Annotated in this window: 15 protein-coding genes and 1 pseudogene; 14 read left to right on the top strand and 2 right to left on the bottom strand. The window is 70.0% G+C overall.

The features are described 5' to 3' along the window. The first annotated feature begins 176 nt into the window (after window positions 1–176). The 9 genes and pseudogenes from CFW40_RS31335 to CFW40_RS31300 all read left to right on the top strand — a co-directional run bounded on the left by CFW40_RS31335 (window position 177) and on the right by CFW40_RS31300 (window position 10,290). Entirely contained in the window at window positions 177–1,679 is a 1,503-nt protein-coding gene (locus CFW40_RS31335; RefSeq protein ID WP_176956327.1) for an RNA-directed DNA polymerase, read from the top strand. Continuing rightward, window positions 1,670–2,152: a hypothetical protein gene (locus tag CFW40_RS36780; RefSeq protein WP_143034523.1), complete on the top strand. Its 483-nt coding sequence runs from the start codon at window positions 1,670–1,672 to the stop codon at window positions 2,150–2,152. Before CFW40_RS31335 ends, CFW40_RS36780 begins: the two co-directional genes overlap by 10 nt. 189 nt (window positions 2,153–2,341) lie before the next feature. Further along, window positions 2,342–2,545 (top strand): annotated as a pseudogene (locus CFW40_RS31330) (IS701 family transposase); the annotation flags it as partial. Window positions 2,546–3,346: 801 nt separating this feature from the next. Beyond that, window positions 3,347–4,624, top strand: coding sequence for an ergothioneine biosynthesis glutamate--cysteine ligase EgtA (egtA, locus tag CFW40_RS31325; RefSeq protein WP_088801136.1), 1,278 nt, complete (start codon window positions 3,347–3,349; stop codon window positions 4,622–4,624). After that, window positions 4,621–5,943 carry an ergothioneine biosynthesis protein EgtB gene (gene egtB / locus CFW40_RS31320; protein ID WP_088801135.1) on the top strand — a complete coding sequence of 441 codons (1,323 nt, stop codon included), beginning with the start codon at window positions 4,621–4,623 and terminating at the stop codon, window positions 5,941–5,943. Before egtA ends, egtB begins: the two co-directional genes overlap by 4 nt. A 37-nt stretch (window positions 5,944–5,980) precedes the next feature. Beyond that, window positions 5,981–6,736, top strand: a complete 756-nt coding sequence (gene egtC, locus CFW40_RS31315; RefSeq protein WP_088801134.1) for an ergothioneine biosynthesis protein EgtC — start codon at window positions 5,981–5,983, stop codon at window positions 6,734–6,736. After that, window positions 6,733–7,695 carry an L-histidine N(alpha)-methyltransferase gene (gene egtD, locus CFW40_RS31310; RefSeq protein ID WP_088801133.1) on the top strand — a complete coding sequence of 321 codons (963 nt, stop codon included), beginning with the start codon at window positions 6,733–6,735 and terminating at the stop codon, window positions 7,693–7,695. The genes egtC and egtD overlap by 4 nt, the downstream gene beginning before the upstream one ends. 150 nt (window positions 7,696–7,845) lie before the next feature. Further along, window positions 7,846–8,775, top strand: a complete 930-nt coding sequence (locus CFW40_RS31305; protein ID WP_088801132.1) for a phosphatidylinositol-specific phospholipase C — start codon at window positions 7,846–7,848, stop codon at window positions 8,773–8,775. A gap of 375 nt (window positions 8,776–9,150) precedes the next feature. Further along, the gene (locus CFW40_RS31300) at window positions 9,151–10,290 is read left to right on the top strand and encodes a serine protease (protein ID WP_088801131.1); all 1,140 of its coding nucleotides are present in this window, start codon (window positions 9,151–9,153) and stop codon (window positions 10,288–10,290) included. On the opposite strand, the gene CFW40_RS31295 is transcribed toward CFW40_RS31300, so the two are convergent. After that, window positions 10,262–11,296, bottom strand: a complete 1,035-nt coding sequence (locus CFW40_RS31295; RefSeq protein ID WP_088801130.1) for a phosphatidylinositol-specific phospholipase C domain-containing protein — start codon at window positions 11,294–11,296, stop codon at window positions 10,262–10,264. The genes CFW40_RS31300 and CFW40_RS31295 overlap by 29 nt on opposite strands. A gap of 174 nt (window positions 11,297–11,470) precedes the next feature. Here CFW40_RS31295 and CFW40_RS31290 point away from each other — a divergent pair, with 174 nt between their 5' ends. Next, a complete protein-coding gene (locus CFW40_RS31290; RefSeq protein WP_088801129.1) occupies window positions 11,471–12,037 on the top strand; it encodes a DUF2165 domain-containing protein in 567 nt (188 codons plus the stop codon). Window positions 12,038–12,132: 95 nt separating this feature from the next. Here CFW40_RS31290 and CFW40_RS31285 read toward each other — a convergent pair whose 3' ends face one another. Next, complete coding sequence (locus tag CFW40_RS31285; RefSeq protein ID WP_088801128.1) at window positions 12,133–15,309, bottom strand: bifunctional cytochrome P450/NADPH--P450 reductase; 3,177 nt, start codon at window positions 15,307–15,309, stop codon at window positions 12,133–12,135. A 106-nt stretch (window positions 15,310–15,415) separates the two neighbouring features. Between CFW40_RS31285 and CFW40_RS31280 the strand changes: the two genes are divergently transcribed. The 4 genes from CFW40_RS31280 (at window position 15,416) to CFW40_RS31265 (ending at window position 18,615) form a co-directional block, all read left to right on the top strand. Beyond that, window positions 15,416–16,135, top strand: a complete 720-nt coding sequence (locus tag CFW40_RS31280) for a PAS domain-containing protein (RefSeq protein WP_088801127.1) — start codon at window positions 15,416–15,418, stop codon at window positions 16,133–16,135. Between the two features lie 103 nt (window positions 16,136–16,238). Continuing rightward, window positions 16,239–16,700 (top strand): universal stress protein, encoded by a 462-nt coding sequence (locus CFW40_RS31275; protein ID WP_088801126.1) that lies wholly within the window; start codon window positions 16,239–16,241, stop codon window positions 16,698–16,700. A gap of 107 nt (window positions 16,701–16,807) precedes the next feature. Continuing rightward, on the top strand, window positions 16,808–17,023 hold the full coding sequence (locus CFW40_RS31270; protein WP_088801125.1) for a dodecin: 216 nt from the start codon (window positions 16,808–16,810) through the stop codon (window positions 17,021–17,023). A 125-nt stretch (window positions 17,024–17,148) separates the two neighbouring features. Beyond that, window positions 17,149–18,615: an amino acid permease gene (locus CFW40_RS31265; RefSeq protein WP_088801124.1), complete on the top strand. Its 1,467-nt coding sequence runs from the start codon at window positions 17,149–17,151 to the stop codon at window positions 18,613–18,615. Window positions 18,616–18,620: the final 5 nt, after the last annotated feature.

Here is an 18,620-nt window from a genome sequence, read left to right as displayed (position 1 = left end):
GGCAGGGGCGGGGTGGTCCGGCAGGGAATCGCTCCCAAACGATCACTTCCGTTCTGCATATCACCGAGCGACGAGTTCCGATCTTCCTGACGGTCCGAAAAGTGCTCCTACCTGGGCTACGATTCACCTCCAAGGGAGAGCGGGTGTGTCCCACACTTAAGGGGGCCCGGGGGCCGGTGAGTACCATCACCTTGAAGCGAGAGTTGAACGTTGCCAAGCGTCTCCTTCTGCGTTCGCAGGCAGCATCCGAAATACCCGACATAATCTCCCATGCAGATTTGCATCATCAGTGGTCTGCGATCAGGGATGCAATTGACAAAGAGGTGCAAGGCGGGAATTGCGGTCCGCTAAACACGGAGATACTTGAGTACCCTAAAGGGGCAATCGACGTTAGGCCTCTCAGTAGGTTTTCCGTTCGGGACCATCTTGTTTACGACGCTCTCGTATTTCGCCTCGCCTCAGCGATCGACTCCAACATTTCTAGAAATGTATACAGCTATCGCTGGGACTCCAAGGCAAGCCAGATAGGATTCCCTATCAGCGCATGGCTGCGCATGCGCATGCGTTCGATCAGGCTAGTCAACCGCGATGCAGGCCTTCGAATCGCTGCCACAGACGTGTCTTCTTTTTACGAGCACGTCGATATAGCCACTCTCGCAGATGACTTGTACGCCGTCACGCCTGACGTCTGGACACTGGAGAGGCTCGGCAGGTTTTTGATGAACTTCCAGGACATCAATCACGCCTGGGGTTTGCCGCAAGGATCCGACGCTTCTGGGGTTCTAGCCAATTTATACCTAGCTCCAGTCGATGAATATCTCAGGAAGAGTAACCTCGAATTCGTCCGCTATTCGGATGACATGATGATCTTCCACTCCGATTGGAACACCCTCAGGGATGCCCTTGCAGGAATCAACCGAATATTGCGATCACGGCGACTTTCATCCTCTGGAAGCAAAACTCGAATATGGGAACCGAAGCAGGCGAGGGATTTTCTCGACGACACATACAAGACGGCTCTCGCGTATAACATTAACATTTCGGCCCCAGGGTCCAGAGAAGACTTGCGACGCTACTTCAGAGAAATTGTCGACCAGGAACCTTTGGATATGCGTGATCTGAAATTCGCACTCAATAGATTCCGGCAAATTCGGGACGACTATGCAGTTCAATGGTGTCTCGAAAACCTCAGATTCGTCGCAAACCTCGCCCGCGAGATCTTCAACTACTTCGAGTCCCTCTATCGCGGGCATCAAAACATTGCGAAGCACCTCTGCGCATTCATGGAGCAGGGGGAAAGTCGAAGCTACCCCTACCTTGAACAGCGAATACTACGCTATTTCATTAAGACCGGAACCCGCGACGAGGTGATGTTGGAGCGCGCTTGGGGTATCCTTCAAGACCGAAATAGAGTGAGATTCCCAAGGGAATTCGCGGCGCGCTATATCGGAAATCACGCAAGCCTTTCAGAATCGCAGCTACTGCTGCATCGGTTCGAGGAGGAGCCCGAAAGCGACATGCGGCGCGCCCTTCTCGTGGCCCTCTATGACGCAGACTACTGCTCTCCGAGACTACTCAGAAAGGTGCAGGGCGCATTCCCTGACCTGAACTGGATCTGCGCGTACCTTCTCGACTCGCCTCAGCTCCCTCTTACCGGAAAGGCCGTTTCATGGCTCTGAGCGAAGAAGAGACAGCTCCTTACAGCAAAGAACTGGAGCGACTTCAGGGTAATTCTCTGTACAGCGCACAGGCTTACTTTGAGGCGGCCAAATTCTCTGAGGCAGTGGGCCGTTTGTTCGTTTTCCTGCCGGCTCTCGTATCAGCAGTCGCAGGAACAGTCATTGCGACTGGTGGCAGTAAAGCTTGGGGGGTGGCTTCTGCGGTGTCAGGCGCAGTAGCGGCAACAGCCTCATACTTGGGATCCGAGCGAAAGGGCGCCTCTTACAAGAATTCAGCGCGCCGATATACCGGCCTTCGCCATCGACTCACATTCGAGTCAAGCATTCTAGGGAGCATGGACTCGATCGCGGAGGTGGAACAAGTAACTAGGTCATTGGCAGCGGAATATCAGGAAATTGTGGGCGCAGATGATCCAGTTCCCAATTTTCTTTACGAGAAAGCTCGTAAGCGAATTAACGAAAGTATCGTCTGACGCGGTACTGCCGTCGGTCACAGCGAGGTCGGCGGAGCGGCTTTGGGCTGGAGCTGCTTTGGGGCGAGTGATCATGGCCCCGTAAGCTTCCGGCGCGTCGGGCAGTCTGTGGACCTGCCCGGTAAAGCACGACGTTGCGGCCATGATCTTCAAGGCTCGCCCCACAGTGGCTGCCTATACGCCTCCTGAACCCGCTGGGTCACCCTCGCGATGTTCGCCCACGCCTTCCTGGCCGTCGGCCGCGCCGACGGACACGCCCGTAACCCCACCCCGGACGCGCTGGTTCCGCTGTCCTGCAACGAGATCCAGCGCCTGTTCATCACGCTCGTCGTCCAGCCGCTGCACGACACCGCCCACCGACTCGGCTGGTCCGACCGGCGCCGCCGCCATTAGCAGCGATCACACACCAGCCATTACCAGAGACAAGCCGCATCCCAGACATGAAGATCACGATCTACAGCTGGAGTACCAAGAAGTCATCTCACTTGGTTGGCTCGGTAGGCTAAGGGCCGTGGTGGGGATCGTGGAGCGGCTGGTGCCGGATCAGCCCTGGGCCCTCTGGTGAAAGGCCTACCGCCGATCCACTCCCGCCACGGACGTCGACGACGCAAGCCGGCCAAACTCCACGCCGTCCAACGCTACGACTTACTCCCACCTGCGGCGATGGCTACGCGAGCGCGGCATCACCCACCGTATCGCCCCGAAGGGGATCGAGACTTCCCAGCGATCGGGCCGCCGCCGCCGCTGGACCATCGAACGCACCATGGCCTGACTCGCCAACTGCCGAAGCCTCCACCGACGCTACGAACGCCAGGCAGCGAACGTCCTCCCCTTCACGAGCATCGCCTGCACCTTGGTCTGCTACCGCAGGCTCGCCAAACGAGATGACTTCTGAGGACCGTCACGGCAAAACGCACCCCACCCCGCACTCACTCGAACGGCCGTACGCCCCCGTGGCCCCCGTCCGCCATCCGCCGGTCCGGTCGCCGGCCGCCGCGGCGGGCCGGGAGGCCGTCCTGGCGCCGGGAGGGCGCCGCGGCTCCGTCCGGGGGTCTCCCGGCCCGGACGGCCCGCTCGCCCCGTGACGGCCCGTCCCGCCGACCGCGGCGCGAAAGCGCCCTTGAGCGCATCGCCCGCAGCGGATTAGGTGGAGGGCGGCAATCCTGCCGCCACCCCACCAGGGAGAGGGATTCCATGCCCGTACGGCCTGCGGAAACAGAAGCGGAGCTGGAAGCTCACCTGCGCGGAATATGCTTCAAGACGGGGCCTCCGCGCCGTATCGGCGTCGAGATCGAATGGCTGGTCCACGACGCGCGCAACCCCCGACGTCCCCTCGAACCCGACCGGCTGCACAGCGCGGCGACGACGCTGCGCGCCCTTCCCCTCAGCTCCCTGCTGACCTTCGAGCCCGGCGGCCAGCTGGAGCTCAGCTCACTCCCCGCCCGCACCCTCACCGAGTGCATCGAGGCGGTCACCGCCGATCTCGCGCTGGTCCGCCCCGCCATGCTGGCCATGGGCCTGGGCATGGCCGGCCACGGTCACAACCCGTGGCACCTCCCGCAGCGGGTGCTGACCGAACCGCGCTACAACGCCATGGAGGCGTACTTCGACCGCTGGGGCTCCGCCGGCCGGTCCATGATGTGCGCCACCGCCTCCGTGCAGGTGTGTGTGGACGCCGGCTACGAGGAGCCGGGGCCGCTCGGGCACGGCCGGCGCTGGCTGCTGGCGCACCTGCTGGGCGCGGTGCTGGCCGCGGCCTTCGCCAATTCGCCCACCAGCGAGGGCTGCCCCACCGGCTACCGCACCACCCGCCAGGTCGTCTGGTCGCAGCTCGACCCGGGCCGTACGCTCGCCCCGCCGCAGGGGCCCGATCCGCGCACCGCCTGGGTGGCGTATGTCCTGGACGCCCCGGTGATGTGCATCCGCGCCGAGGACGGGCCCTGGCACGCGCCGGAAGGGCTCACCTTCCGCCAGTGGATCCGTACCGGCGTGCCCAGAGCGCCCACCCGGGAGGATCTGGAGTACCACCTCACCACCCTCTTCCCGCCGGTACGGCCGCGCGGCCATCTGGAACTGCGGATGATCGACGCACAGTCGGGCGACGCCGGGTGGGTCGTGCCGCTGGCCGTCACGGCCGCGCTGTTCGACGACCCGGAGGCCGCGGAGCGGGCGTACCGCGTCGTCAAGCCCCTTGCGGAGACGGCGGGCTCCCGGCCGGCCCCGCGCAATCCGCTGTGGCGGCGCGCCGCCCGCGCGGCGCTGACCGACCCGGAACTGCACACGGCGGCGGTGGCCTGCTTCGCCGCCGCGCAGGAGGCCCTGCCCCGGCTCGGCGCCTCCCCCGAAGTGCTCGCCGCGGTCGCGGAGTTCACCGAGCGGTATGTGGCCCGCGGCCGCTGCCCCGCGGACGATCATCTCGACGCCCTGTACGCCGCGGAGGGCGATCTCATCGTTGGGAAGGACAGCCAGTGACCCCCGATCCCGAGCTCCTGCGTGAGCGCGCGGCCTCGGCGCTGCTCGCCGCCCGTGACCGCACCCGCCTGTTGACCACCTGTGTCGAGGAGCCCGACCTCATCGCGCAGCACTCCCCCCTGATGTCCCCGCTGGTGTGGGACCTGGCCCACATAGGCAACCAGGAGGAGCAGTGGCTGCTGCGCACCGTGGGCGGCCGGGACGCGCTGCGCCCGGACATCGACTCCGTCTACGACGCCTTCGAACACCCCCGTGCCCGGCGCCCCTCGCTTCCGCTGCTCGCGCCCGACGAGGCGCACGGCTATGTCGCCGAGGTCCGTGGCCGGGTGCTGGACATCCTGGAGCGCACCGAGCTGCACGGCGGTCCGCTGCTCGACTCCGGCTTCGCCTTCGGCATGATCGCCCAGCATGAGCAGCAGCACGACGAGACCATGCTCATCACCCACCAGCTCCGTGCGGGGCCCGCTGTGCTCACCGAGGCGGAGCCGTTGGTGGTCTCCGGCGCTGAGATCCTGCCCGCGGAAGTCCTGGTGCCCGGCGGGCCGTTCTCCATGGGCACCTCCACCGAGCCCTGGGCGCTGGACAACGAGCGGCCCGCACACCACCGGCTGGTGCCCTCCTTCCTGATCGACACCACCCCCGTCTGCAACGGCGCCTACCAGCGGTTCATCGAGGCCGGCGGCTACGAGGACCCGCGCTGGTGGGCCCCGGAGGGCTGGGCCCAGGTGCAGGAGCACGCGCTGCGGGCACCGCTGTTCTGGAAGCGCGACGGGGGCCAGTGGCTGCGCCGGAGGTTCGGGGTGACCGAACCGGTGCCGCCGGACGAGCCCGTGCTCCATGTGAGCTGGTACGAGGCGGACGCCTACGCCCGCTGGGCGGGGCGGCGGCTGCCGTCCGAGGCCGAGTGGGAGAAGGCCGCCCGGCACGATCCGGTGACCGGGCGGGCCAGGCGCTACCCCTGGGGCGACGAGGAACCCACACCGGCGCATGCCAACCTCGGCCAGCGGCATCTGCGGCCCGCACCGATCGGCAGCTACCCGGACGGACAGTCCCCGCTGGGCGTACGGCAGCTGATCGGCGATGTGTGGGAGTGGACGGCGAGCGACTTCCTGCCGTATCCGGGCTTCGCCGCCTTCCCCTACCGGGAGTACTCGGAGGTGTTCTTCGGCGACGAGTACAAGGTGCTGCGCGGCGGCTCGTTCGCCGTCGACCCGGTCGCCTGCCGGGGCACCTTCCGCAACTGGGACCTGCCGATCCGCCGGCAGATCTTCTCCGGGTTCCGCACCGCCCGGGACGCCGACCCGGCGGCGGACGCATGACGGCCGCGGCTGAGCCGACCCGGGAGGCCGGTGCCTGATGTGCCGTCACCTTGCTTATCTGGGGCCCGAAATCCCCCTCGGACAGGTGGTCCTGGCCCCGCCGCACAGCCTGTACCGGCAGTCGTGGGAACCGCGCCGGCAGCGGTACGGGACGGTCAACGCCGACGGGTTCGGCGTCGGCTGGTACGCGCCGGGCGATCCGGTGCCCGCCCGTTACCGGCGGGCCGGGCCGATCTGGGGCGACGATCTGCTGCCCGACCTGGGGCGGGTGGTGCGCTCCGGCGCGCTGCTTGCCGCGGTGCGCGATGCCACCGTGGCCGGTGCGGACGCCGAGGCCGCGGCCGCGCCGTACGCCGAGGGGCGCTATCTGTTCAGCCACAACGGCGCGGTGTCCGGCTGGCCGGACTCGCTCGCCCCGCTGGCGGCCGAGCTGCCGCCGGGAGAGCTGCTGCGGCTGCCGGCCCGCTGCGACGCGGCGTTCCTGTGGGCGATGGTCCGCCACCGGCTGGCGCGCGGCGACGAGCTCGGCGAGGCGCTGGCGGGCACGGTGGCGGCGGTCGCCGCGGCCGCACCCGCCTCCCGGCTCAATCTGCTGCTGACCGACGGCACCGCCATCGCCGCCACCACCTGGGGCGACACGCTGTGCCACCTGGCCGTTCCCCAGGGCGGCACGGTGGTCGCCTCCGAACCGTACGACGATTCCCCCCACTGGACCGAGGTCCCGGACCGCACCCTGCTGCGCGCCACCGGAACCGACGTCCACCTCACCCCGCTCAAGGAGCCCGCCACGTGAGCCCGCTCAGCATCACCCGCACCCTCCCTGCCGACGCCACCGCGGCCGCACTGCGCGCCGACGTCACCCAGGGCCTGTCCCGTACCCCCAAACAGCTGCCGCCCAAGTGGTTCTACGACGCCCGCGGGAGCGAGCTGTTCGAGGACATCACCAAGCTGCCCGACTACTACCCGACCCGCGCCGAGCGGGAGATCCTGCTCACCCGTGCCGACCACATCGCCGCGGCCACCCGAGCCCGCACCCTGATCGAGCTGGGGTCGGGCTCCTCCGACAAGACCCGCCATCTCCTGGGCGCGCTGACCGAACTGCACTCCTATGTGCCCATCGACGTCAGCGAATCCGCGCTGGCCGTGGCGGGTGAGACGCTGCTCGCCGAGCATCCCGGCCTCAGCGTGCACGCGCTGGTCGCCGACTTCCAGCAGGGCATCGAACTCCCCGGCACCCCCGGCCCGCGGCTGCTCGCCTTCCTCGGCGGCACCATCGGCAATCTGCTCCCCGAGGAGCGCGCCGCGTTCCTGCACTCCGTGCACACCATGCTCTCCCCGGGCGATGCGCTGCTGCTCGGCACCGACCTGGTCAAGGACGAGGCCACGCTCGTGGCCGCTTACGACGACCCGCAGGGAGTGACGGCCGCGTTCAACAAGAACGTCCTGGAGGTCATCAACCGCGAACTGGGCGGCGACTTCGACCCGGCGGACTTCGACCATGTCGCCCTGTGGAATGCCGAGCGCGAGTGGATCGAGATGCGCCTGCGGGCCCGCAAGGACCTGACCGTCAAGATCCCCGGAGTGGATCTGGCGGTGAGCTTCACCGCGGGCGAGGACCTGCGGACCGAGGTCTCGGCCAAGTTCCGCCAGGACGGCGTGCGGGCCGAACTCGCTGCGGCCGGACTGGAGTTGAGCAGCTGGTGGACGGACAGCACGGACCGCTTCGCGCTGTCGCTGTCCTTCCGCGTCTGATTTCCGCCCCTTCCCGGCCGGCGTGCCCCTCGGGCCCGCCGGCCGGGTGCCGCTCGTACGCTCCCTGTGGTTCGATGCCCCGATCGCCGGTGCGCGCCGGGGCTGCCGCCGCGCACCCACCACGCAGACTCGACGGGCAGGGGAAGCGGCATGGGGCTGGGACTGGATCGACGGGGATTCCTGCGGGGCGCGGCCGGGCTGTCGGCCGCCGGGGTGCTGGCGGGTGTCGGCAGCGGGCGGTACACGGCGGAGGCGGCCCAGCGCCGGGCGCCCCGGCTGTCCGCGCAGGACTGGATGTCGGCGCTCGGCGACGCCACCCCCGTCCAGCGGCTCACCCTCCCCGGCACCCATGACTCGGGCGCCCGGGTGGGCGGCCCCTGGGTCGCCTGCCAGAACACCCCCGTCGACGCCCAGCTGAGCAGCGGCATCCGCTTCCTGGACGTCCGCTGCCGGGCCATCGACAACGTCTTCGCCATCCATCACGGCGCCTTCTACCAGGAGTTGATGTTCGGTGATGTGCTCAACGCCTGCCGGGCGTTCCTGCGGGCACATCCCTCCGAGACGGTGCTGATGCGGGTCAAGCAGGAGTACTCGGAGGTCAGCGCCGAGGAGTTCCGCCGGATCTTCGGCATCTACCTGGACGACAAGGGCTACCGGTCGCTGTTCCGGCTGGACGCCGGACTGCCGACGCTGGGCCAGGCCCGCGGTCGGGTCGTGCTGCTGGCGGACTCCGACGGTCTGGGCGGCGTCCGTTACGGCGATCCGCAGCTGTTCGACATCCAGGACGACTACATGGCGGAGCCGTTCGGGAAGTACCCGAAGATCGAGGCTCAGTTCCGCAAGGCCGTCACCCAGCCCGGCAAGCTCTTCGTCAACTACGTCAGCACCGCCGCGCTGCTTCCGCCCCGCTCCACCGCGGACCGGCTCAACCCGCAGGTCAAGCGGCTGCTGGCGGGCCCGGAAGGGAGCGGCTGGACGGGCCTGGGGATCGTCCCGATGGACTTCCCGAACGAGACCGGTCTGGCCGAGACGCTGATCCGGCACCAGCTCGCGGGGCAGGGGGTGCGACTCGCGGCGTGAGCGGGAGCCGCGGGGCGCACGGCGGTCCGGCACGCGCCCGTCCGCCAGGCGCCCGTCTGCCACGCGCCCGTCCGGCACGCCGCGGAGGGCCGGGGCCGGCACCCGCGGTTCACCCGACCGGCCCAGCGGACCGCGTCCCGGCGGCGCAGCCGTCCCGCTCGCCGCGGCCTGACTGCCGGGCGCCTCGTGCGGCGGGTGTGCCGGGGTTTCCGGTGCGGCTCTTTGTTCGTGATCTTCGTTGCCTGAGCGGAATGTTGCGCCAAGTGACCGAACCGCGGCACGCATCCTTGCATCAGACTGGGTGAAATGTCTGGTTCCGGTGTCACCCCAGCATCCGACGGGGTAATGCCGGCTGATGCGGCGAGGCGGCGGCTGGTGGAGACGAGCGCACGCGGGACCGAGCCGGCGAACCACGCCGGCGGGGCGGACCGGAACGCCGGGGCACCGGCGGCCGAGGACTGCCTCGGTCCCGGCGGCCCGGCCTGCACGGGCCGCGGCCGGCCCGGCGTTCCGCTGCGGGCGACCCTGGCGCTCGGGGTGCTGACGGTGGTCGTGGGCAGCACCGCGCTGGCCCTGGGGCCCCCGTCCCGCGATCCGTTCCTCGCCGCCGGGGACACCGCCACCGGCTCCTATCTCGCGACCCGGGCCGACGGCGAGCAAGCCGCCGCCGCGGTGCTCGCCGGCCCCTACGAGGAGCGGCCGGGGCCGCCGGTGACGGCACGGTACGGCGGTGGGACGGCGGCCCCCCTGACGCGGGTCCCGCTGACGGCGTCCCGGCCCCTGCGGGCGGCCCCGACGGCGCCCGCACCGGCGATCGGTGCGCTCTTCTCCCCCGGCGACGACGGCACCCCGGTCCACCACTGCACGGCCAGCGTGGTGCACGCCCCCGGCGGTGACCTCATCGTCACCGCGGCGCACTGTGTGCACGACGACGGCTTCCGCACCCGGCTGGTGTTCGCGCCCGGCCTGCACGACGGGATCGCGCCGTACGGCCTGTGGGTTCCCACCCGGCTCCAGGTCGATCCGCGCTGGATCAGCGACCGGGACCCCGACCACGATGTGGCGTTCCTGCGGGTGCGCCGGGCGGGGCGGCCCGGCGGCCGGATCGAGGACGTCACCGGCGCCGAACGGATCCGGTTCGGCGCACCGGCCGGACACCCGGCGCAGCTGACCGGTTACCCCGAGGACCAGGACACCCCGGTCAGCTGCCGGCACACGGCGGACGCCCAGGGCCCCGCCCAACTCCGGTTCGTCTGCCCGGGTTTCCCGAACGGGACGAGCGGCGGGCCGATGCTCACCGACCTCGACCCGGCCACCGGCACCGGGTCGCTGATCGGCGTGATAGGCGGTCTCCACGAGGGCGGCGACGACCTCGTCTCGTACAGCAGCCGGTTCGGCGCGGATGTGGCCGCGCTCTACCGGCGGGCGACCACGGAGCCGGACCCGCGGGCCGCCCAGCCCGGCACCCGGGCCGCCGCGTTCGGCGTCATGCCCCGCGCGGCACCACGGTCTTGAGGACGGACGGCAGCGGGTACCAGTCGGCGGTGGCGAAGCTGGCGTGTGCCGCGGCGAGTTGCCGGACCCGGGCCAGTGCCTGCGCCTCGGTCGGGTGGGTGCCGTCGATGACCGGCGGCACATTGTGGGCGTCGGTCATGATGAGCAGGTAGTTGCGGGTGTCGTACCACGAGGTGTCGATACTGCCGTTCAGATACGTCGCGGCGTCGCCGTCGAAGACCACGAACCAGGGACGCAGCGACGGGTCGGTGTAGCGCTCGCGGGGGTCGCCGGGAGCGGCCCCGTGCACCGCGGGGAACGCCGTCGACTGCGCCAGCTTCCCTTGCGCCGCAAGGCTCTTGAGGTGCCCCGCGTACTCGACATCGGTCCACAGCTTGTCGAACGGGTTCTTCTCCTCGACCGTGCCGGGTATCAGCTCGAACAGGAACTTGCCCGCCAGGTCGGCCCGGGACGGCCAGCCGCCGGCCCGCACCGCCTCATCGGCGGTGGCGTGCCGGCCGGTGAGGTCACCGGGGCCGTAGACCGCGTCGCCCAGCTTCTGCCTCACCAGTGCGTCGAACTCGGCGGGGCCGCGACCGCCCTTGGCGTTGAAGCCGTCCTTCATCTCGACCTTGAGCAGGATCGGGCGGTGGCCGGGGTGGGCGTCGTGCCAGGCCTTCATATCGGCCAGACAGCCGGCGAAGTCCTGGTCGCGGTGCTTGGTGCGCAACTCCGAGGCGCTCGCGGCGCCTTCGCAGTTGCTGTTGTTCCCGAGCGGGTTGCTGTGCGAGACACGCCAGGACCTGCCCAGCCCGTTGGACCAGAGGTCGAGTTCGAGCAGTGCGGCGCCGGAGTCCAGGGCGTCCGCGAAGTAGTGGTACTTCTCCTTGTCATAAGCGTTGTGGACACCCACGGACGTGCTGGTGCCGTATGTCGTGGCGGCCGGCTCGGCGCCCGCGGGGCCGCTCACCGCGATCATCGCCGCCGCCGCGGCAGCGACCGTCCCCACACACCGCTTTCCGTTCATGTGCCCCGCTTTCCTCCAGGTCTTCGGCCGCCGGCTCTGTTCCCGGACGCCCCTTCGGCCGGTGCCTCCCCCGGCCGACCGGGGAGCAGCGTACGGGAGTTCGGCAGATGAGGGACCATAAGGGCCGCGACAGACAAGGAAACAGCAGATGACAGGAACCGCCGTGGAGGGCGCATGACCGACAGACACCCCACCGAACTCGCACCACGTACCGGAGTTTCCCGAGTTGCCGGAGTTACCGGAGTGCCGCTCGCCGCGGCCGTCCTCACCGGAACCGTCGCGCTCTACATCTCACTCGTCGCCTTCGGCAACATCACCGACTTCGGCACCAACCGGGACTTCGTCCGCCATGTGCTGGCCATGGACACCACGTTCAAGGACCCGGACCTGATGTGGCGGGCCGTCAGCTCGCAGGTGCTGCAGGACGCCGCGTACGTGGCGATCATCGCCTGGGAGACGGTGACCGCCGTGGTGCTGCTCGCGGCCACCGCGCTGTGGGTCGTCGGCGCCCGGCGCGGCAGCATCGCCCGTGCCCGGCGGCTGAGCACGGCCGGGCTTTTGATGATGGTGCTGCTGTTCGGGGTGGGCTTCCTCGCGATAGGCGGCGAGTGGTTCTCGATGTGGCAGTCCAAGCAGTGGAACGGGCTGGAGGCCGCGACCCGTAACCTCACGGTCGCCGGGATCGCGCTGGTGGTGGTCCATCTGCCGGGTGCGGCCGGGAAACAGGCAAGCGGGGAGTAGCGGGCACCCGGCCCACCACTCCCCGCCACACCCTCTCACCCCGTCTCTGCCGGCGGACCCGATCACCCGGCCCGCCGGCAGAGGGGCACCGGGCCTCAGCCGGCCGCGTACACGTCCTCGATGTAGCGGCCGGAGGCGGTCAGTTCGCGCAGCCAGGCCTCGGACTCCTGGGGCGAGGCGCCGGTGCTCGCGCCGTGCAGTTCGCGGAAGGCGGCCCGTACCCCGGGGGCCATCCGGCTGCCGTCCCCGCAGACGTACACCCGCGCACCGGCCTGCAGCAGCTCCCACACCTCGGCACCCTCGGCGGCGATCCGGTGCTGGACGAAGCGGTGACCGTTCTCGGGGCGTTCGCTGAAGACGGGGCGCATCGAGATGACACCGGCGGCCTCGGCGGCGGCGAACTCCGCGGCGTGCAAGAAGTCCGCCGCCGGGTCGTCGCAGCCGAAGTAGAGCCGGGCGGGCGAGCGCCGGCCCGCGGCGAGGCGGTCGGCGACGGCACCGCGGAACGGCGCGAGACCGGTACCCGCCGCGATGAGGATGACGGGGGTGTCCTCGTCCGCGTCGAGGCGGAAGGCCTCACGGCAGGGCTGGACGCGGGCCAGGACGGTGTCACCGGGCCGCAGGGAGTGCAGATGGGTCGAGCCGGTGCCGCCGGGCAGCAGCGAGACCATCAGATCGGCGTGCCGGGGGTCGGTGGCGGGTGAGGACGACAGGGAGTAGTGCCGGATGCGCAGGGCCGGCAGCAGCTCCAGGAGCGTCGGCCAGGGCAGCGCGCCGCGCAGCGCCGGGTGGGCCTCGATCAGGTCGATCAGGGTGCGCGGATCGTCCTCGGCGACGTTCTCCAGGGCCTGGCGCTCGGGCGGGCAGGGGTTGAGCGCGGCGAGTACGGCAACCTGCTCCGGGGTGGGCCGCATGCCCAGCTCAAGGTGATGGGTCAGCAGTTCACGCACCGTCAGGGGCCGGTCGACGGGCAGCGTGTCGCGGCTCGGACGGCGCCCTGAGTGCAGCGCGAGGACGGTGTCCGGGTCCACGCCGAGCGCCCGGGCGGCCCGCTCGACGGCGGCCGGAGCGTTGGCCGGCAGCACGGCGAGGTGGTCGGCGGTGCGGTAGCCGACACCGTCCGGCAGGGCGATGCGCAGGAAGCGCTTGGGCCGCGGCCAGCCCTCGGCGGTGAGGTCGTGGGCCTCGGTGACGGTCATGGGGACGAGGCCGTGACGGGCGGCGAGCGCGTCCAGCGGACCGCCGGTGATCTCGGTGACGGTGTAGCCGGTGTCCTCGGCGTCCGGTGCGCTCGCGCCGATGCTCGCCGGGTCGCCGTAGCGCGTCAGCAATCGGGTGCGCAGCGCGGCGGTGAACTCCTTGACGGTGCCGCCCAGGTCGCCGGAGGCGTCGGCCTCGGCCCGCGGCAGCAGCCGGTCCCCGCCGAGTGCGTCGAGCCGGTCGTCGATGAGGGTCGGTATGTGCTGGTAGGTGGCGGCCCAGTTGCGGTCGCCGACGCCGAGGACGGCGAACGGGAGGCCGGTGGCGGCGCCGTCCTGCGCGGTGTTCAGCCAGCTCACGAAGGCGGCGGCGTCGTCGGTGGGCCGGCCGTTGTAGGAGGCGGCGACGATGACGACGGGCCGGTCGGCGGACAGCGCACCGGCGTACGCGTCCAGCGGCGCCACATCGGCGGCGAAGCCGAGCCCGGTGGCCTCGTCGGCGAGCCGTTCGGCGAACTCCCGGCAGGTGCCGTAGTTGCTGCCGTGCAACAGCAGCAGGCCGGTGCCCTGCACGGCGCGGGTGGGCAGCCCGTCGTCGGTCGCGGGGGCGTCCGCGGCGCCGGCGCCGCCGCCGGGGAGCACGGCCAGCGCGGCGCGGACCGCGGCCCGGTCGGCGGGCGTACGGGCGGCCAGGGTGAGGGTGAACCCGTCGGGTTTGAGGGTCAGCGTCTCCTTGATGCGCAGCCGGTAGTCGCCGTGGTCGATCAGGCGGTAGCGGTGGGCGAGGAGGGCGAGCAGCATGGTCGCCTCGTGGAGCGCGAACTGCCGCCCGATGCAGGCGCGTTCACCGGTCCCGAACGGCTTGTAGGCGTGCGGCGAGCGGGCCGCCTCGGCCTCCGGGCTGAAGCGGGACGGGTCGAACAGCTCGGGGTTGTCGCCCCAGGCGGGATCGCGGTGCAGCATCGGCGTCAGCACCGTGACCAGCTCCCCCGCCTGCACCGGGTAGCGGCCGCCGAGCAGGGTGTCCTCGCGCGCCTGCCGGGTGAAGGCGGCGGCGGTGGGCCACAGCCGCAGCGCCTCGTTGAGGACCTGGCGGGTGAACGGCAGCCGGCCGATGTCCTCGAACGAGGGGTCGGGGTCGCTCCGGTCGCCCCACAGCTCGTCGGCCTCGCGCTGGACCATGCGCAGCGCGAGCGGGTCCTTGAGCAGGTGATAGAGGGCGAAGGAGAGCGCGCCCGAGGTGGTCTCGTGGCCGGCGATCAGGAAGGTGATGACCTGGTTGCGGATGTTGGCAAGGTCGAGGGACGGCCCGCCGCCCTCCTGGCCCCCGGCGCCGAGCATCAGACCGAGCAGATCGTCGTCGCCGGTCTGTCCGCTCTCCGTCCTGGCCGCGATGACCTCGTCGACGACCGACGCGAGGTAGTCGGCGTCGGCCTGGAAGGCCGCGTCCGCCGCGGAGTGGTCCGCGTCGGGGTCGCGGGAGAACTTCGTCATGCTCCATTCGAGGCAGCGCACCATCGCCTCGACGAACGGGTGCGCGCACTCGCCGCGGGAGAACGACTCGAAGTCGAAGCCGAAACCGGCGAGCCCGATGGTGTCCAGCGTCATCCGGGTCATGTCCTCGGCGACCTGGACGGGCGTGCCGTCGGCCACCCGCCGGTCCCAGGAAGCCATCACCCGGCGGGCGACCTTGAGCATCGCCGGGTGGTAGGTGCGCATCGAGCCGAGCGCGAAGGCCGGCATCAGGACCTCGTGCGCCTTGGCCCAGTTCGGCTCGTCGTTGTAGGCGGTGAACAGACCGTCACCGGCGAACTCTCTGACGTTCTCCAGGACGACCGACACGCCCTTGGCGAAGCGGGACTCGTCGGCGACCTCGGTGACCAGGTCCAGCGAGGAGAGGAACAGCGTCTCGCGCTCGCCGAACTTGCGCTTGAAGACCGGGCCGTGGAGCCGGGCGAGGTCCATGGACTGCTGGATGGGCGTGTGGGTGAGCCCGGTCGCCGTGAGGTCGGCCACCGGAATGCCGTCATCGGCGGCACGTGCGTCGCTGTGGAGCGCGATGGTGTCGGTCATGTCTCCAAGCGTGCAGGCACCCAGGTGCAGGTCACGCCCGGACAACTGCATGATTGTGCAGTGGTTTTTCGGTGCTCGCTCTTGCGCACGGACCTGAGAAGGGGCAATGGACAACGGGACTGCCGACGGAACGCCGGGCGCGGACGCGGACGCAGCCGCGGTCGAAGAAGACAAGGCGCCCTGTGAGCGCGTCGACGTCGATCCGGCCGGGCCGTACGCGGGCGGCCCGTGGCGCAACTACTTCCTGATCCTGCTGGACCGCATCCCCACGCCGATCGCGGTGTGCCGGGCCCACGGCGAGGTGCTGATCGCCAATCCGGCGATGGCCGAGCAGTGGGGCACGGCCCCGGGCGCGCTGCGTGGCCGCAACCTGCTGGACCTGTTCCAGCCGCGCGCGATGGCCCAGGTCGACCGGCTCACCGAGGCCCTGCGCCTGGGACGCCGTTCCCGCTATCCGGTCGAGGTGCGCTGGCGCGCCGGGACGGACGGGGCCGAGCGGGAAGGGGAACTGACCATCGACCCGGTGGGTGACCCCTCGGTGAACCCGCCCGCCCTGCTGGCGCTGCTGCGGGTGCGGGAGAGCGCCCCGCAGCCGGCACCGCGCGGTGCGGCGAGCCCGGTGGAAGCCCGGATCCTGGCGCTGGCCGCGGGCGGCGCGACCACGGCGTCGATCGGTACGGCACTGGGGCTGACCGTCGACGGGGTGAACTACCACCTCACCCGGCTGGCCCGCCGCTGGCGGGTGCAGGGCCGTACCGCGCTGGTCGCCAGGGCGTATGTGCTGGGCGTGCTCTCCCCGGACAGCTGGCCGCCGGCGCCTGCCTGACCGGGCCGCAGCGTGCACGGGTCCGGCAGCGCGCGGCCGGCGGGCCCGTGCACGCTGCGGCCCGGCACCCCGTCGGCACACCTGTTCGGATAACCTCCCTGGTGTGGAGGAGAACGCACCCGCACCGTTCGAACGCGGAACGGACGGCCCGAAGGTCATCGTCGTCGGCATCGACGGCTCCGACTCGTCGTGGCGCGCCGCCTCGTACGCGGCGGGCCTGGCCAGGCGGCAGTCCTCGAAGCTGGTGCTGGTCTACGTCCAGCCGGTACTGCCGGCCGGGGCCGCGATGGGCGCCCCGGTCACGGATGCGACCGACCAGGTCGCCGAGGAGCTGATGGCCGAGATCCGCAAGGCGACCGAGCGGCTGGCGGGGATCTACAGCCTGCGCTGGGAGTTCCACACCCTGCGCGCCGACCCGTACAACGGCATGGTGCAGATGGCCGACGAGCTCAAGGCCGACGCCGTGGTGGTCGGCGCCTCGGAGCAGGCCGGGCACCGCATCATGGGCTCGGTCGCGGTGCGGCTGGTCAAGGCCGGGCGCTGGCCGGTCACCGTCGTCCCCTGAGCGGGGCACTCCAGGGGCCGCCCCGGTGCTCCGCTGGTGGGGCGCGCCGCCCTGAGGCACGGTGGACAGTGCACGGGCGGAGCGCCGCCCCGGCGAGGGAGACCACCGTGACCGACCGCACGTATCGCGTGACCGAGATCGTCGGTACGTCCCAGCAGAGCGTGGACGCCGCGATCGAGAATGGCATCAAGCGCGCCTCGCAGACCCTGCGCAACCTCGACTGGTTCGAGATCAGCCAGGTCCGCGGGCATATCGTCGACGGCGAAATCGACCATTACCAAGTCGGCCTGAAGGTCGGATTCCGGCTCGAGGACGCCGATTGACGCCCCTCCCGTGTATGTCTCCCGGCGAGTCCCGGCACTACTAGGGAGTCGCCTTCCCTCGTCGCCCCCAAGGGGCCATGATGATCCGCCGTCGGACCACGACGGAGCGTACGGAGGGATGACGTATGGGGCTGCGCGCGGGACAGGGCATTTTGCGCCGTAAACCGATCGAACACATTGAAGAGGCGGAAGGCACCGCGAGCGAACAGCTCACCCGGGCGCTCGGCCTGTGGCAGCTGACGGCCATCGGCGTCGGCGGCATCATCGGCGCGGGAATCTTCACGCTGGCCGGCACCGTCGCGAACGGGAAGGCGGGCCCCGCGGTCCTGATCTCCTTCCTCATCGCGGGCATCGCGAGTGCCGCGGCCGCGTTCTCCTACGCGGAATTCGCCGGGCTGATCCCGAAGGCGGGCTCGGCCTACACCTACGGTTACGCGGTCCTCGGCGAGGTGGCGGGCTGGTTCATCGGCTGGGACCTGCTGCTGGAGTACACCGCGATCGTGGCGGTGGTCGCGATCGGCATCTCCGGCTACTTCGGCTTCCTGCTCGGCGAAATGGGCCTGGACCTGCCCGCCTGGATGCTGGGCGCGCCGGGAACGGGGCCGGGACACCAGGTGGACCTCTTCGCCGCGGTGCTCTGCCTCCTGATCGCCTATCTGCTGACCCTGGGCATCAAGAACGCCGCGCGCTTCGAGACGATCGTGGTGGCCCTGAAGGTCCTGGTGGTCATCGTGGTGATCGCGGTCGGCTTCTTCCACATCAAGACCTCGAACTACACGCCGTTCTTCCCGTTCGGCGTGAGCGGTGCCTTCACCGGCGCGGCCACCGTCTTCTTCGCGGTCTTCGGCTATGACGCGATGAGCACCGCGGCCGAGGAGTCCAAGGACGCCCAGCGCCATATGCCCAAGGCGATCATGTATTCGCTGGCCATCTCGATGGTGCTGTACGTCCTGGCCTGCCTGGTCCTGACGGGGATGCAGAACTACAAGCACATCGACCCGGAGAGCGGCTTCTCCTCGGCGTTCAAGTCGGTGGGCCTGAGCGGTCTGGCGGATGTCATCGCGGTCGGCGCGATCATCGGCATTCTGACCGTCATGTTCACCTTCATGCTCGGCGTGACCCGGGTGTGGTTCTCGATGAGCCGGGACGGCCTGCTGCCGAAGTGGTTCGCCAAGACCAGCCCCAAGCACCATGTGCCGACCCGGGTGACCTGGATCGTCGGCCTCGCCTCCGCGGTCATCGCGGGCTTCCTCCCGATCGGCGAGGCCGCCGAGCTGACCAACATCGGCATCCTGCTGGCGTTCGTGGTGGTCTGCATCGCGGTGATCGTGCTCCGCTACAAGCGTCCCGAACTGCCACGGACCTTCCGTACGCCGGGGATGCCGGTGGTACCGGCCCTCGGGGTGTGCTTCTCGGTCTGGCTGATCACGTTCCTGGAATGGCAGACCTGGGTGCGGTTCGTGGTCTGGTTCCTGGTCGGCATGGTCATCTACTTCACCTACTCCTACCGCCGCTCGAACCTGGCACGGGCGGAGCGGGCGAGCGCCGGTGGCGGGAGCGTCGGTGGCGGGAGCGGCGGCAAGCGGCTGTGAGCCGC

Source organism: Streptomyces sp. 2114.4 (genome assembly GCF_900187385.1).
In the GTDB taxonomy this organism is placed as follows: Bacteria; Actinomycetota; Actinomycetes; order Streptomycetales; family Streptomycetaceae; genus Streptomyces; species Streptomyces mooreae.
This window is presented reverse-complemented; position numbering and strand designations above follow the sequence as displayed.